This window comes from Sphingomonas pruni NBRC 15498, from assembly GCF_001598455.1.
Taxonomy (GTDB): Bacteria; Pseudomonadota; Alphaproteobacteria; order Sphingomonadales; family Sphingomonadaceae; genus Sphingomonas; species Sphingomonas pruni.
Window position 1 is genome coordinate 1 of the sequence record NZ_BCYZ01000019.1, and the last position, 14,453, is coordinate 14,453.

Sequence of the window (14,453 nt, forward strand, 5' to 3'; positions counted from 1 at the left end):
CGGGGAGGAATTCTGAGTGGCCCATCAAATCTTCCAGCCGCAATGGATCGCGACCAGACCGCCGAGCATCGGTTCGACCTTGGTCTGAACGAATCCCGCCTCGCCGATCATTTCCTTGAACCGCTCCATGTTCGGAAAGCGGCGGATCGACTCGATCAGATAGCGATAGCTTTCGGCATCGCCGGCGATCGCCTGGCCGACCTTGGGCACTACATGGTGCGAATAGGCGTCATAGACGTCGCCGAAACCCGGCCACAGGGTGGTGGAAAATTCCAGGCAGAAGAAGCGGCCGCCGCGCTTGAGCACGCGATGGGCCTCGCGAAGCGCCTTGGGGATGTCGGTGACGTTCCGGATGCCGAAGGCGATCGTGTAAGCGTCGAAGAAGCGGTCGGGCCATTGCAGTGTCTCTGCATTGGCCTCGCTCCACACCAGGCCGTCGATGCCGCGCTTGGCGGCACGCTCGATCCCGACCTCAAGCATCGCCGGGTTGATGTCGGCAACGGTGATCGCGGCGCCCGATTTCTCCATCCGGAACGCGATGTCGCCGGTGCCGCCGGCCATATCGAGGATCGCCTCTCCGGCACGCGGCTTAACGCGGCGGACGAACACGTCTTTCCAAACGCGGTGCAGCCCGCCCGACATGGCGTCGTTCATCACGTCATATTTGCTGGCGACGCTGGCGAAGACGCCGCCGACGCGGCGGGTCTTTTCCTCGGGGCTGACATCTTCGTAGCCGAAGGAGACTGTATCGGTCATGCGCGCGGCTCTAGCGGGCGCTTGTGGCGGGGGCAAACCCAACCTAGCTGGGTAATGTGCCTGAACTTCCAGAAGTCGAAACGACCGTTCGCGGCCTCGAGCCCGTCCTCAAGGGTCGGCGGCTTACCCGCGTCGTCACGCATCGCGGCGACCTCAGGCGGCCGTTCCCGCCCGATCTTGCCCAGCGGATGACCGGGGCGACGGTTACGGGGCTGGGGCGCCGCGCCAAATACGGGCTGGTCGAGACCGACCGCGGCGACACGATGATCTTCCATCTCGGCATGTCCGGGCGATGGCGAGTCGATCCCCACGAATTGCTGCCGCACGATCATCTCGTGATCGATACCCAGGAAGGACGCCGCATCGTGCTCAACGACCCGCGGCGATTCGGGTCGGTCGATCTGGTGCCGACCGAAGGCCTTGCGGACTTCCCCGCGTTCAAGGCGCTGGGCCCCGAGCCGCTCGGCCCGGACTTCACCGCGCCTTATCTCAAGGCTGCGCTCAAGACCCGGTTCGCGTCGATCAAGCAGATGCTGCTCGACCAGCGGATCGTCGCGGGTTTGGGCAACATCTATGTGTGCGAGGCGCTCTATGCCGCACGCATCTTGCCTAAGCGCGAAGCGGGACGGATCAGCCTCGCGCGGCTCGAACGACTGGTGCGCGAGGTTCGTGCTGTGCTCGATTCGGCGATCGCGGCGGGGGGATCGAGCCTGCGCGATTTCGCCCGGCCGGACGGCGAGCTCGGCTATTTCTCCAAGCAATTCGCCGTCTATGGCCGGGAAGGCGAACCATGCGGCTGCGGCGGCGTCGTTCAGCGCTATGTCGAAGGCGGCCGGTCGACCTTCTGGTGTCCTTCCTGCCAGACTTAGTCTCGCGTCGCTTCGAAAGAGATTCGCACAAAGGCGCGAAGGCGCAAAGAAGAGTGAGAGTTCGCGCTGGGGCGCCGAGATCGCGGAGATGTGAAATTGCGCGGGACAGCGAGCCCTTTTCCGACGGCCACGGAGACAGGCTGCTGGCGCAGCCAGCGATAGACCTCTGCGTTCCCTGCGCCTCTGCGCGCACAAAACTTGGCGCCTTCGTGCCTTTGCATGAGCCTCTTCCATCTCAACGCGGTTGACCGAATCCCTATCGCTCGCTAAGGGCCACCGCTTCCGGGCGCCGCCTTGTGCGGTGCCTGTCCCATTTTTGCGAGACTTAGAGGACTTTCATGGCGAACACGCCGCAAGCGAAGAAGCGTATCCGTCGCAACGAGCGTCGCGCGGAAATCAACGGCAACCGCGTCGGCCGTATCCGTACGTTCGTCAAGAAGGTCGAATCGGCTTTGGCCGCCGGCGACAAGGAAGCCGCCGCCGTTGCGCTGGCTGCCGTGCAGCCCGAGCTGCAGCGTGGCGTCGCCAAGGGCGTGCTCCACAAGAACACCGCGAGCCGCAAATTCTCGCGTCTGACCAAGCGACTCGCCTCGCTCTGAAATTACCCGATTTGGTAGCGGGGATGGCGCCCGCCGGTGAGAAATTCACCGGCGGGCTTTTTGCTGTCGGGCGCTCCCGCCATGCTGCTCTGCAGCGATCTCCATACCCGGCATTCGAACGAATCCCATAACCATGGGAAAACCTAGCGATTCGCAAATGTTTCACAGAAACGTCACGTGAAATTTACCCGGATTCAGTGGGTTATTTAGAGAATCCCTGATTTCTGCGGGTCAGGGCGAGTCAACGTTTTTATTTTAATATTTCTGTCATCGTCGGGCTTGATCAGGGGCGTCCGAGCTTCATAATCGGCCTTCGCAGCACCGGTCAGGTGCTCGCCGAATCATAGCAGTTCTCGCGGTCAGGCGGATGCGTTTCCGGCTGGGGGAGTCGTCTGTCTGAAAAAGGGCCGGTCGCGGGGGCGTTGGCTGGTGGAGAAGGGGTTGTTGCGGGTGGCGGTTTCGTTGGCAAAGGACGGTGTTGTGCCCGGGGAAGTTCTCAATGCCTGGGCGCGAATCCGCAAGAACCTGAGGGAATCGGCTGGTGCGCGTCTGTTCGAGCAATGGCTCAAGCCGATCGAGCTCGACGACAGCGACGACGAAACGACCGTACGCCTGACCCTGCCATCGGCATTCACCGCCAATTGGGTCCGCAACCATTATCAGGACCGGCTGGTCCAGGAATTTCGCGCCGCGATCCCGGCGATTCGCACCGTCTCGATCGAAGTGCGCCAGGCATCGGCGCCGGCGGTGTTGCGCATCGCCAGCGACGAGCCAGCCGAAGCGCCTGCCGCGCCCGTCGAAGCCGCCGAGCGTCCCACGCTCGACCCGCGCCTGACGTTCGAGCGCTTCGTCGTCGATCCGTCGAATCGCGTCGCCTTCAATGCTGCCAGGGCATTGGCGGAACCGGGCGTGCCTCGGTTCAGCCCGTTGTTCCTCCATTCGGGCACCGGTCTCGGCAAGACTCATCTGATGCACGCGATCGGCCATGCCTATCTCGCGGCGGTTCCCGATGCGCGCGTGTTCCTGATGTCGGCCGAACGATTCATGTTCGAATTCGTCGCGGCGATTCGCGCCAACGATACGCATGCCTTCAAGACCCGGCTGCGCGGCGCCGATCTGCTGATGATCGACGATCTGCACTTCATCTCGGGCAAGAAGCCGACCCAGGACGAATTCTTCCACACGATCAACGAGCTGACCGCGGCCGGCAAGCGCCTGGTGATCACCGCCGACCGTCATCCGCAGGGACTCGACGACGTCGAGGCGCGGATCGTCTCGCGGCTGGCGATGGGCCTGGTCGCCGACATCAAGACGCCGGACGCGACTCTGCGCCGCGCGCTGCTCGATCATCGCCTCGGCGAGCTGCCCGAGGTGAAGGTGCCCGAAGACGTGCTTGAGCTGCTCGCGCACAAGGTCACCGGCAGCCTGCGCGAGGTCGAAGGCGCGCTCAATCGGCTGGTCGCCTACGCCCAGTTGACGGGCGAGGAGATCAACCTGGAGTTCGCCCAAGCGACGCTCGGCGACGTGCTGCGCGGCGGTACCAAGCGAATCACGATTGACGAGATCCAGCGTGCGGTGTCGGCGCATTACGACCTCAAGCCGGTCGACCTGGTCTCGGCGCGCCGCGCCGTGGTGGTCGCCCGCCCGCGCCAGATCGCCATGTATCTCGCCAAGCGCCTGACGACGCGCTCGCTGCCGGAGATCGGCCGCAAATTCGGCGGCCGCGATCATTCGACCGTGATCCATGCGGTGCGCCGCATCGAGGAACTGCGCGGCAGCGACAACGAGATCGACGGCGCGGTGCGCAGCCTGATCCGCCAGCTGGAGGGCTGAAGTCTGGTCGTGGGTGCGGCGCGGCGATAACTGAAGCGCCTCCCCGGCGAAGGCCGGGGCCCAATTGCCAGGCATCCTCGACGGCGGGATGCCATCTCAACGACGTCGATACTGGGCCCCGGCCTTCGCCGGGGAAGCGTAAAGGCAAGGGCCGCTTTTCAGCTTTGCTGAGATGAACTCTGGGCAAGTATGCGAATTCTCAGCGTGGCTTGCCCAACGCCGCCACTGCGCGCTCGTGCAGCCGCGCGATCGCCGCGAGGTGGATACCGGGCGCGGTCGCGAGCACGCCGAACGCTTCGGCACGCGGCGTGTTGAATCGCAGCTTGCGCCCGACCGCGTCGCTCACCGCACAGCCAGCCTCGCGCGCGATCAGCACGGCGGCGGCGATATCCCATTCATTGCCCCAGCGGATCGTCGCGAGCAGATCGGCCTGGCCCGCCGCGACCATCGCTATGCGCAGGGCGATCGAGTTGGGCTTGGTGACAGCGACTAGATCCGCGTCCACGCTGGGCAATATATCGGTCGGGGTGCGTGCGCCGGTGAAGATCGTGCGTCCGCTATGCATTGTCGGCTGACCGTTGAGGGTCGTACCCTTGCCCGTCTCGGCGCGCCAGACCTCTCCTAGGGCGGGAGCATCGAGCACCGCCGCCACCGGCTGCTCGCCATCGACCAGCGCGATCGACACCGCCCAACCCTCGCGCCCGCGAATGAAGTCGCGCGTGCCGTCGATCGGATCGACCACCCAGCAGCGGCGATGGTTGAGCCGCACCGCATCGTCGACCGTTTCCTCCGACAGCCAGCCCGCATCGGGCGCGAGCGCGGTCAGCCGTTCGCGCAGCAGGGAATTGACGTCGAGATCGACCTGACAGACCGGGTTGCCCGGGGCCTTTTCCCAACGGGCGAAGTCGGTCCGCCACCGCGCAAGCGCATAGGCTCCCGCTTCGGCAGCGATCGCCGCAATGTCGTCGACCAGCTCAGCCACCCGCTACCGTCATTCCATCGACTCGGAGCGTGGGGACATTGGTCGCATATCGGAATTCAAGGTCGTCGGCGGCGGTCAGCTGGAGAAACATGTCCTTCAGATTGCCGGCAATGGTGAATTCGTCGACCGGCGTGGTGAGCACGCCGTCCTCGATCAGGAAACCCGCCGCGCCGCGGCTGTAATCGCCGGTGACGCCGTTGACGCCCTGACCGATCAGCTCGGTGACATAGACGCCGTTCTTTACCCCGGCGATCAAGTCGGCGCGGCTGACTTTGCCCGCGACAAGATAGGTGTTGGTGGTGCTGACTCCCGGTGCTCCGGCGCCGCCGCGTGCGGCATGGCCGGTAGGTTGGAGCCCGAGCTGGCGCGCCGACGCCGAATCGAGCAGCCAGGTCGTGAGGATTCCGTCGCGGATCAAGCTGGTCGCCGATACCGCCAGGCCTTCGCCATCGAACGGCCGCGAGCGCAGGCCGTGCGGGCGGAGCGGATCGTCGATGATCTCGATCCCGCTCGCGAAAATCTGCTCGCCCAATTTGCCGAGCAGGAAGCTGGTGCCGCGCGCGATCGCCGCGCCCGAAATGGCGCCGGTCAGGTGACCGACCAGCGAGGCGCCGACGCGCGGATCGAACAGCACCGGCATCGGGCCGCTCGCGACCTTGCCGGGATCGAGCCGGGCGACCGCTCGTTCGCCGGCCTCGCGCCCGATCGTCTCGGGCGAGGGAAGGTGCAGGCGGTGCCGCGCCGAGCGATGGCCGTAATCCCGCTGCATCGCGCCGCCACTGCCGGCCAGCACGCTGGCCGATACCGAATGGCTGGTCGTGGTATAGGCGCCGGCGAAACCGTGGCTGGTGGCGAGCGCCCAGGCGACGCGCGAGGCCGACGCGCCGCCGCCTTCGCTGTTGGTGACGCCGGGCACGGCGCGGGCGGCGTCCTCCGCGGCGAGCGCGGTTTGCTTGAGTATGGCGGGGGCGGGATCGTCGGCATCCTGCAGATCGAGATCGGGAATCGGCCCCGTCATCAGCCGATCCTGGGGCGCGAGGCCGGCCCATTTGTCCTCGGGCGCCTCGCGCGCCATCGCCACTGCGCGCTCGACCAGCGCGTCCATCGCGGCTGACGACAGATCGGAGGTGGAAACCGACGCCGACCGCTGCCCGACGAACACGCGCAGGCCCAATTGCTCCTCTTCGGAACGGCCGACATCCTCGAGCTCGCCGAGACGCACCGACACTTCAATGCTGGCGGAAGCGCCGAGCACTGCGTCGGCGGCATCCGCGCCGGCTTTGCGCGCGCGAGTGACGATATCGAGAGCGCGGTCGCGCGCGGCATGGGGAGTGAGCATGACCGGCACTTAGGAAGCGCAGGCGCGCCGGTCAAAGGGCGCCGGTAAAACGGATCGAGATTGGCCGCTGGCGGTCGTTCAAAAACTCGTCTGTCCGACGACGAAACAGGCGAGGAACACCAGCAGCCCGGCGAATCGGTTCGAGCGGAAGCGGCGAAGCGCGCTGGTGCCGTCGGCGGGGTCGAGTGTCGCGACTTGCCAGGCGAAATGCAGCGCGGCCGGCGCCAGCGCGACAAGTACCAGCGGGTCGGGCCGCAATTCCCACAAGGCCAGTGCCCAGCAGGCGACCGCCAGCGCATAGAAAGTGCCGACGCCCGATCTGACCCGGCTGCCCAAAGCGCGCGCCGAGGAACGGACGCCGACCAATGTATCGTCCTCGATATCCTGGAGCGCGTAGATCGTGTCGTAGCCGATGACCCAGAAGATCGACCCCAGATACAATATCGGCCCCGGCATCATCAGCGACCCGGCGATCTCGCTCCATCCGACCAAGGCCGCCCAGGAAAAGACGATGCCCAGCCACGCCTGCGGCCACCAGGTGATGCGCTTCATGAAAGGATAGGCGGCGACCGGCGCCAGGCTGACCAGCGCGACGATCGCGGCATGACGGTGCAGCTGGAGCAGCACGACCAGCCCGATCAGGCACAGGAACACCAGCCACATCCATGCCGCCTTGAGCGACACTGCGCCCGACGCGAGCGGGCGGCTCCGCGTGCGTTCGACCTGGCGATCGAGATCGCGGTCGACGATGTCGTTATAGACGCAGCCGGCACCCCGCATTGCGATGGCTCCGAGTGCGATCCACAGGATCAGGTCCCAGCGATCGATCGCGCCATGCGCCAGCGCGATGGCCCAGGCGCCCGGCCAGAACAGCAATTGCCAACCGATCGGCCGATCGAATCGCGCCAGCAGCGCCAAAGCGCGCGGATAGGGCGGCAACCGCCCGACCAAGCCGCGATATTGGGTGTCTGGGACGATCTCGGACTCGGGTGCTGCAGTCATCACTCATTCACTAGCGACGTGCGAATTGCCGCACCAGCGCCACGCCTTGCCCCACGACGGACAATTTCTATTTCTAGGTCGAGGGGGCGGGGGAGTGCGTTTTTGGAGTTTGCGATGTCGACGATCATGCCCCGACTTCTGGCCTGCGCCGCGCTGACGCTGACCGTCGTTGCGGCGTCTGCACAAGCCGGCCCCGAACCCGATCCGGCACGCGCCGGCGCGGCGTGGACGGGCACCTGGACCAACATGAACAACACGATGCACGTGCGTGCCGGGCGCTGCGGCGATGCGATGTGCGGCACGGTGATCTGGGCCGACGACAAGACCAAGGCCGATATCGCCTCGCGCGGCCGATCCTTGATCGGCACGCAAGTGTTCCGCGAATTCCGTCAGACCGGCCCCAACGAATGGAAGGGCAAGGTGTACGTTCCCGCGCTCGACCAAACGATTTCAGGGCGGATCGAACTGACCGATTCCGACAGTATCACCGCCAGCGGCTGCGCCTTATTCGGCTTCGGCTGCCAGACGCGGCACTGGAAACGGATACGCTAGGCCGGTTAACACGTTAAGGGACCAATCCATGGTCCATCTTTCCGTCGCCATTGCCCGGTTCGCAGAGACGCTGTTCTGGGGCATCGCCCAGGCGGCGGGGCTGGCGCTGATCGGCGGCGCTTTCGGTATCGCGGCGTTGGCGGTCGGCTGGCGGATGATGCGGCGGAAGCCGCGGCCCTGATCTAAGGCATCCCGCACATTCCCCCTCCCGCTTGCGGGAGGGGTTAGGGGAGGGCGTGTTCTGAGGCGATGTCCTGCAGAAACAAACCCTCCCCCGACCCTTCCGCAAGCGGGAGGGGAAAAGAGTGGCGCCGCTAGCTCCCGAGAGACGAACTCGCTAAGTCGCGGGGCATGGCAGCAACCCCCGCTTGGCCGCCGCGATCGACGCCGCGCTTGTTCGTCGAGACCCCGCTTGCCGAGGGCATGGATGTGCGCGTCGAGGGCGGACAGGCGCATTACCTGTTGTCGGTACTACGGCTGAAAACGGGCGATCCCGTCAAATTGTTCGATGACGCCACTGGCGAATGGCTCGCTATCACCAGCGCGGTCGGCAAGCGCGACCTGAACCTGACTATTTCGGCGCATCTGCGCGAGCGCGAGCCGGTGCCCGACCTGTGGCTGTGCGCGGCGCCAATCAAGAAGGGCCGGATCGACTGGGTCGCCGAGAAAGCCTGCGAGCTGGGCGTGGCGCGGCTGGTGCCGGTGCTGACTCGCCGCACGGTGATCGACCGGCTCAACCTCGACCGCCTGCGCAGCCACATGATCGAGGCGGCCGAACAATGCGACCGGACAGCGCTGCCCGAATTGGCGGAAGCAGTGAAGCTGGAGGCCTTGCTCCGCGACTGGCCGGCCGACCGCGCATTGTTCTTCGCCGACGAGACCGGCGGCGCCCCTGCGGCCGAGGCTATGGCGGCGCATCGAGGACCGGCGGCGATCCTGATCGGACCGGAAGGCGGATTCGACGACGCCGAACGCGAGGCGATCCGCGCGCTGCCCCAGGCTGTCGGGATCGGTCTCGGCCCGCGCATCCTTCGCGCCGAGACCGCGGCGGCGGCGGCAGTCGCGATCTGGATGTCCGCTGCGGGAGATTGGTGAACGTCCCCCCGGAAGACTAGCGCGGCGCCTATTGCGTAGCTACATGCGCGCCATGACGACGAAGACCGTTACGGACACGAACGCAGCGGTCATCGAAGACCGCCAGCAGCTGATCGATTTTTTCGCAGGAGGAGAGAAACCGGCCGAGCGCTGGCGGATCGGTACCGAACACGAGAAATTCGTCTATCGCACCGACGATCATCGCGCGCCGTCCTGGGATGAACCCGGCGGCATCCGCGACCTGCTCAACGGGCTGACCGAGTTCGGCTGGCGGCCGGTCGAGGAGAATGGCAAGATCATCGCGCTGACCGGCGCGGATGGATCGGTCAGCCTCGAGCCCGCCGGACAATTCGAACTGTCGGGTGCCCCGCTCGAAAACCTGCACGAGACCTGCGCCGAAACCGGCCGTCATCTGCAACAGGTCAAGACGCTCGGCGACCGGCTGGGGCTGGGTTTTCTTGGCATGGGCATGTGGCCGGACAAGGCGCGGCAGGATCTGCCGATCATGCCCAAGGGCCGCTACGCGATCATGCTGCGCCACATGCCGCGGGTCGGCAGCCTGGGGCTCGACATGATGCTCCGGACCTGCACGATCCAGGTCAATCTGGACTATGCGTCCGAAGTGGACATGGTGAAGAAGTTCCGCGTCGGGCTCGCGCTGCAGCCGCTGGCGACCGCTTTGTTCGCCAATTCACCGTTCACCGAGGGCAAGCCCAACGGCATGTTGTCGTTCCGCAGCCATATCTGGTCGGACACCGACCCCGCGCGCACCGGCATGCTGCCGTTCGTGTTCGAGGACGGCTTTGGCTACGAGCGCTACGCCGACTATGCGCTCGATGTGCCGATGTACTTCGTCTATCGCGACGGCCAATATCTCGACGCCGCCGGCCTCAGCTTCCGCGATTTCCTGGACGGCAAGCTCGACATCCTGCCGGGTGAGAAGCCGACGATCGAGGATTGGTCGGATCATCTCTCGACTGCCTTCCCCGAAGTTCGGCTCAAGACCTTCCTGGAGATGCGCGGCGCCGATGGCGGCCCGTGGGGGCGGATTTGCGCGTTGCCGGCATTCTGGGTCGGACTGCTCTACGATCAGGGCGCGCTCGATGCGGCATGGGACCTGGTCCGGCATTGGACCATGGCCGAGCGCGAGGAATTGCGGAACTCGGTGCCGGCGCTGGCGCTCGATGCGCCGCTACCGGGTGGCGGCAAGCTGCGCGACATTGCCGGCCAGGTGCTCGACATCGCCCATGCCGGACTGACCGCGCGCGCGCGGACCGATGCCGGCGGAACCAACGAGACCGGCTTCCTCGATCCGCTGCGCGAGGTCGTGCGGTCGGGCAAGGTACCCGCGCAGATCCTGCTCGACCGCTATAACGGCGAGTGGAACGGCGACATCTCCAAAATCTATGACGAGATGAGCTTCTGATGGCCCCATCGCGGCTGATCGCTGCGATGATTTTTGGTGCGGTCGCAATCGCCGGCTTGTTCGGCTCGCTGCTCTATACTGGCCGGATGGCCAAGGTTGTCGGCGCGATCGAGGGCAGACGGCTCTCCCATCGTCGGCCCGCGGTATTGACATGGTCGGATTACGCCCGGCTCTGTCCCGGGGGCCCCTATTGGGCGCGACTGTGGCAGGCCAACTGGGTGTTCGTCATCGGCCTGATCGGCTTCATGCTTTCTCAGGGATAGCGGCTTCGGCCGCGCCGGACACCGTCTTGCCGGTCAGCCAGCGGAAAAAGCGCGGCACCAGGCCGTTGCGCTCCATCCACTGATAATATTCCTCATAAGCCGGGTCGGCGCGTAAATGACGTTCCTCGGTCCGCGCGCGCCAATAATAGATGCCGGCGACGATCGCCATGATCGCGGTCGATCGCACCGCGTCGAGCCAGCTGCCGGTGGTCAGGAACGGCACGGTCGCGATCAGCCAGAACAGGTTCTTGGACAGATAAGCGGGGTGGCGCGAAAAGGCATAGGGTCCGTTGGTCAGGATGCCGCGATTGGTCAGGTTGGAAAAGCGGATGCCGAAGGTGACCGTCGCCCAGGCGTAGATCGCGGTGAGCAGCACCAATATGGTGCCGATGCCGACCAGCAGCACCGGGTAATTGGCGAACCAGGTCGACCAGCCGGCTTCGCCATAGGTCCCCGGATGATAATCGAGCGGGCCGTTATCGCCCATCAGCACGAAGGGCGGGTAGCAGATCAGCGCCGCCATCCACCCCGCGGCGTAAGGGTTGGCGGTGCGGATGTGCGAATCGAGCGGGCGCAACGCGAGCAGATAGCCTGCGGTCGCGAACGCGACATCGACCAGAAACATGAAAGTGATCAGCCAATTGGCCAAGGCCACCGGACTGGCGAGCACCCGGCTGAAATCGCCGCGCACGAAATCGCCGAACCCCGGCGGTACGATCGCGAGCATGAAGGCGGTGAAGAACATCTTCACGCCCCAGCTTTTGAGGTGGTTCCAGATCGCTTCCTGATCGATCGGCTCCTTGAGCCCCATCATCCAGGCGCCCAAGGCCCAACACCCGTCCTTCGGCTCGACCATGCGGCGATCAAGCCACAAGGTGTAGGGGATCGAGGCGACGAACAGGACCGGCGCAGCCCACATCAGGCACCACATCGAGAATTGGAAATTGCCTTCCCAATAGAAGCGCCCGACGGCGTAGAGACAGGCGATGCCGGCCCAGGTCAGCCACAGTCCGGCCAGCTTGGTGATCGAGATGTCGAGCGTATCGCGCCAAGGCTTGGGATTGGCCCAATCGATCCCGGTAGAAGGATTGCGGTGGACCTTGTCGACGAATACGGACCACAACACCATCGGCAGTCCGGTCGCCGCGACATTGGCCAGCGCGGCATAGGTACCGTCCATCCCGAACCAGCGCGCGATCGCGATCCACGTGAACAGCCCGGCCAGCCCGGATATGCCGGTCCCGGTGGACACGGCGGACTTGGGGCGCGGATCGGCCTTGGCGGCCGTGCCCAATGCTGGGTCGTGATACATACGCGCGGGGATACGCGCGAAATGGTAAGCAAGCCGTGAAGGATGTTGGACCGCAAGCAGCTAAAGCACGCACATCACTTGCAAAGCAGGCGCCTTGTACGGCCCTATGTGATCGGTTTTGGCCAGGGTCCGTTCCAGCATTGCTTGGGATCGCGAGGCCGAACCATTGCCGGCTCGTTTGGCCTGATCCAGACCGGCAACCGTGAGAGAGATGCTACATAGTCGGTAGCACCGCCGGGTACGACGCCGAGATAGCTGCACAGCGGCGCAGGGGACCGAGGAAAGAAGATTGCGCGGCCGATCTCCGTGGCCGGCGTTGCCAGGCCGATCAGGAAAGCACCAAGCACGATCCGACGGCCACGTCGGCCAGAGGCGTCAGGCGGGGTGCTGAACAGGTCGGCGATCAGCACGGAAAGAATGGCCAGTGCGGGTATCGAAACCCTCATCACGAAGTCGATCCCTCTGCCCACCTTTCCGAGCGGTGCGAGCAGCAGGATGATCGCGACGATCGCGAACGTCGTTCGGCCAAATCGGTCGGTTCTCGCCGCGAGTTTGAGCCCGACGAAGAACGGCACGATCTCTAAAAGCTCGATCGCGAGATATTGAGGAATCACGGGCGGCTCGAAATGTGCACCGACCGTATCCGCCGCAGCCGTAAGATAGGCGAGCGAAGGGAGGGAGAGCAGGACGGCGAGCGCCGGTGAGGCCAGTTCCCGGACGTGCAGTTCACGGCGCAAGACGACGCTCACCGCGGCGTGTGCGGCAAAGGGGAGCAGGCCCATGAAAGCAAGCGGCGACAACAGCGCCGACAGGGGGACGACACAGAACAGCAGTGCCGCCGGTGCCTTATCGTCGCGCCACAACAGATAGCACAAAGCCCCGATCCAGCCGGCCAAAGAGTGTTGGGGCACCCAGAACGCCTGGGTAATATGGGAGGAGAATTGGTAGATACTCCATTGTTCGATATGGCTGTAGATCGGGTATCCGGTGAGCAGCGCGCCGATAACGTCCATACCGCTGAAACCAAGGAATACGCCCAGCGCGATCAGGCGCGCGCGTGTGCCGGTGAACAGGGTCGAACCGAGCGCCAGCACGGCCGTCAGCAGCAGGGTGTTTTGCAGCAACTCCGCAAGTTCGGCAGCCGGAAAGCCATATTGTTTGCCGATCCAGGCCGGGACCAAATACATGCCTAGCGGCAAGCGCAGGATCTTCGGATCGGCTCCATCATAGACGACGGGCCAGGGGTAGTTGACGAGGTCGCGCAATACCGCGCCACGAACCTGCCAATCCACATTGGCGTAAAACAGCCGTCCTTCGCCGCCCAGGATATAGACAACCAGCGAAACGGCGAAGCAAATACCCAGGAGCTTCCACGGCAATCTTGCACTTGTAGCGGCGGTGCGTCGCGTCAGCGGCCAGAAAGCCACGGGCAAGGCGACCAGCGCCGACACGACGAGTATCGGCGGGACAAGGCCAAGGAAATGCCAGAGCATGACCTGGTCGAACACCAGGAACGAGACCAGCGCAGATGCGAGCGTGGCAGGGCGAATGCCGTACCCGACGATCGCTGGATCATCGCGCGCGTGAAGCGCCGGCCCGGGGGCAAGAACGGAGCGTCCCTTATGGTCCATACGGCTTAGTGCGGGGGTTTGGTGAACGATCCGTTAAGTATGAATGGTTGAGGCCTTCCAGGGCGCCTGACCCTTGCGCCTCGCTGATCGTCGCGCTAACCGGTGCGCCGCACCAGCCGGATGCGGGTATAGCACAATGGTAGTGCAGCAGCCTTCCAAGCTGAATACACGGGTTCGATTCCCGTTACCCGCTCCAACTTCCTCGTCGACGATCGAGCGACGTCTGCTGACGCCGGCCTTTTGCCGAGCGGAGCACAGTCGGCCATTCGCGGAATGGGCCGATAAGGGTCCGGTGAAATACGAACAGCCGAGGGTGCGCCACATCGTTCATGAATGCGGAGCGCGACGGGCCGTGCGTTCAATTGGCTCGATCTCGGCGAGGAGGGCAAGATGATCGACCATATCGGCATTGGCGCGAGCGATTTCGAAGCGTCCAAGCGCTTTTACGACGCGGCGTTGGCGACTCTGGATTTCGGCATGATCATGGAAGTGATGTCGGAAGAAAGCGGCGGCTATCATGGCATCGGCTACGGCAAGGACGGCAAACCGTTCTTTTGGCTCGGCGACGACGGCCCTCGCGGTACCGGCATCCATGTCGCTTTCTCAGCGGCTTCGCGGTCGCAGGTCGATGCCTTTTACGCCGCGGCGCTGAGCGCCGGCGGCAAGGACAATGGGGCGCCCGGCCTTCGCCCGCATTATCACCCCAGTTATTATGCCGCGTTCGTCATCGATCCCGATGGCTTGAACGTCGAAGCTGTGTGTCACGCGCCCGCGTGACGTTCCGACGAGCCGGC

Annotated in this window: 15 protein-coding genes and 1 tRNA gene; 10 read left to right on the forward strand and 6 right to left on the reverse strand. The window is 64.8% G+C overall.

What is annotated here, in order from left to right:
* Positions 1-24: 24 nt before the first annotated feature.
* The gene (locus SPR01S_RS07680; protein ID WP_066587485.1) at positions 25-756 is read right to left on the reverse strand and encodes a class I SAM-dependent methyltransferase; all 732 of its coding nucleotides are present in this window, start codon (positions 754-756) and stop codon (positions 25-27) included.
* 56 nt (positions 757-812) lie between these two features.
* On the opposite strand from SPR01S_RS07680, the gene mutM reads away from it, so the two are divergent.
* From mutM to dnaA, 3 genes are all read left to right on the forward strand, one after another.
* Positions 813-1,625 carry a bifunctional DNA-formamidopyrimidine glycosylase/DNA-(apurinic or apyrimidinic site) lyase gene (mutM, locus tag SPR01S_RS07685; RefSeq protein ID WP_066587487.1) on the forward strand — a complete coding sequence of 271 codons (813 nt, stop codon included), beginning with the start codon at positions 813-815 and terminating at the stop codon, positions 1,623-1,625.
* Positions 1,626-1,963: 338 nt separating this feature from the next.
* The gene (rpsT, locus tag SPR01S_RS07690) at positions 1,964-2,224 is read left to right on the forward strand and encodes a 30S ribosomal protein S20 (RefSeq protein ID WP_066587490.1); all 261 of its coding nucleotides are present in this window, start codon (positions 1,964-1,966) and stop codon (positions 2,222-2,224) included.
* 480 nt (positions 2,225-2,704) lie between these two features.
* Positions 2,705-4,057, forward strand: coding sequence for a chromosomal replication initiator protein DnaA (gene dnaA, locus SPR01S_RS07695; protein WP_245661911.1), 1,353 nt, complete (start codon positions 2,705-2,707; stop codon positions 4,055-4,057).
* A gap of 199 nt (positions 4,058-4,256) precedes the next feature.
* On the opposite strand, the gene SPR01S_RS07700 is transcribed toward dnaA, so the two are convergent.
* The 3 genes from SPR01S_RS07700 to ubiA form a co-directional block, all read right to left on the reverse strand.
* Positions 4,257-5,039 carry a 3'(2'),5'-bisphosphate nucleotidase CysQ gene (locus SPR01S_RS07700; protein WP_066587493.1) on the reverse strand — a complete coding sequence of 261 codons (783 nt, stop codon included), beginning with the start codon at positions 5,037-5,039 and terminating at the stop codon, positions 4,257-4,259.
* Positions 5,032-6,378 (reverse strand): TldD/PmbA family protein, encoded by a 1,347-nt coding sequence (locus tag SPR01S_RS07705; protein WP_066587496.1) that lies wholly within the window; start codon positions 6,376-6,378, stop codon positions 5,032-5,034. Before SPR01S_RS07705 ends, SPR01S_RS07700 begins: the two co-directional genes overlap by 8 nt.
* A gap of 78 nt (positions 6,379-6,456) precedes the next feature.
* Positions 6,457-7,380: a 4-hydroxybenzoate octaprenyltransferase gene (gene ubiA, locus SPR01S_RS07710; protein ID WP_066587498.1), complete on the reverse strand. Its 924-nt coding sequence runs from the start codon at positions 7,378-7,380 to the stop codon at positions 6,457-6,459.
* Positions 7,381-7,494: 114 nt separating this feature from the next.
* Between ubiA and SPR01S_RS07715 the strand changes: the two genes are divergently transcribed.
* The 5 genes from SPR01S_RS07715 (at position 7,495) to SPR01S_RS07730 (ending at position 10,716) form a co-directional block, all read left to right on the forward strand.
* Entirely contained in the window at positions 7,495-7,932 is a 438-nt protein-coding gene (locus tag SPR01S_RS07715; RefSeq protein WP_066587500.1) for a DUF2147 domain-containing protein, read from the forward strand.
* Positions 7,933-7,960: 28 nt separating this feature from the next.
* The gene (locus SPR01S_RS21810) at positions 7,961-8,113 is read left to right on the forward strand and encodes a hypothetical protein (RefSeq protein ID WP_169803396.1); all 153 of its coding nucleotides are present in this window, start codon (positions 7,961-7,963) and stop codon (positions 8,111-8,113) included.
* A 170-nt stretch (positions 8,114-8,283) separates the two neighbouring features.
* Entirely contained in the window at positions 8,284-9,027 is a 744-nt protein-coding gene (locus tag SPR01S_RS07720; RefSeq protein ID WP_066587501.1) for a 16S rRNA (uracil(1498)-N(3))-methyltransferase, read from the forward strand.
* Positions 9,028-9,079: 52 nt separating this feature from the next.
* Positions 9,080-10,453, forward strand: a complete 1,374-nt coding sequence (locus tag SPR01S_RS07725) for a glutamate--cysteine ligase (protein WP_066587647.1) — start codon at positions 9,080-9,082, stop codon at positions 10,451-10,453.
* Positions 10,453-10,716: a hypothetical protein gene (locus SPR01S_RS07730; RefSeq protein WP_066587503.1), complete on the forward strand. Its 264-nt coding sequence runs from the start codon at positions 10,453-10,455 to the stop codon at positions 10,714-10,716. The genes SPR01S_RS07725 and SPR01S_RS07730 overlap by 1 nt, the downstream gene beginning before the upstream one ends.
* Here the strand turns inward: SPR01S_RS07730 and SPR01S_RS07735 are convergent.
* Both SPR01S_RS07735 and SPR01S_RS07740 read right to left on the reverse strand, forming a co-directional pair.
* Complete coding sequence (locus tag SPR01S_RS07735) at positions 10,697-12,028, reverse strand: methyltransferase family protein (protein ID WP_066587505.1); 1,332 nt, start codon at positions 12,026-12,028, stop codon at positions 10,697-10,699. The genes SPR01S_RS07730 and SPR01S_RS07735 overlap by 20 nt on opposite strands.
* 104 nt (positions 12,029-12,132) lie before the next feature.
* A complete protein-coding gene (locus tag SPR01S_RS07740) occupies positions 12,133-13,659 on the reverse strand; it encodes a TgpA N-terminal domain-containing protein (protein ID WP_066587507.1) in 1,527 nt (508 codons plus the stop codon).
* Positions 13,660-13,781: 122 nt separating this feature from the next.
* On the opposite strand from SPR01S_RS07740, the gene SPR01S_RS07745 reads away from it, so the two are divergent.
* Positions 13,782-13,855 (forward strand) — tRNA-Gly (locus SPR01S_RS07745).
* Between the two features lie 137 nt (positions 13,856-13,992).
* Positions 13,993-14,436: a VOC family protein gene (locus SPR01S_RS07750; RefSeq protein WP_245661912.1), complete on the forward strand. Its 444-nt coding sequence runs from the start codon at positions 13,993-13,995 to the stop codon at positions 14,434-14,436.
* Positions 14,437-14,453: the final 17 nt, after the last annotated feature.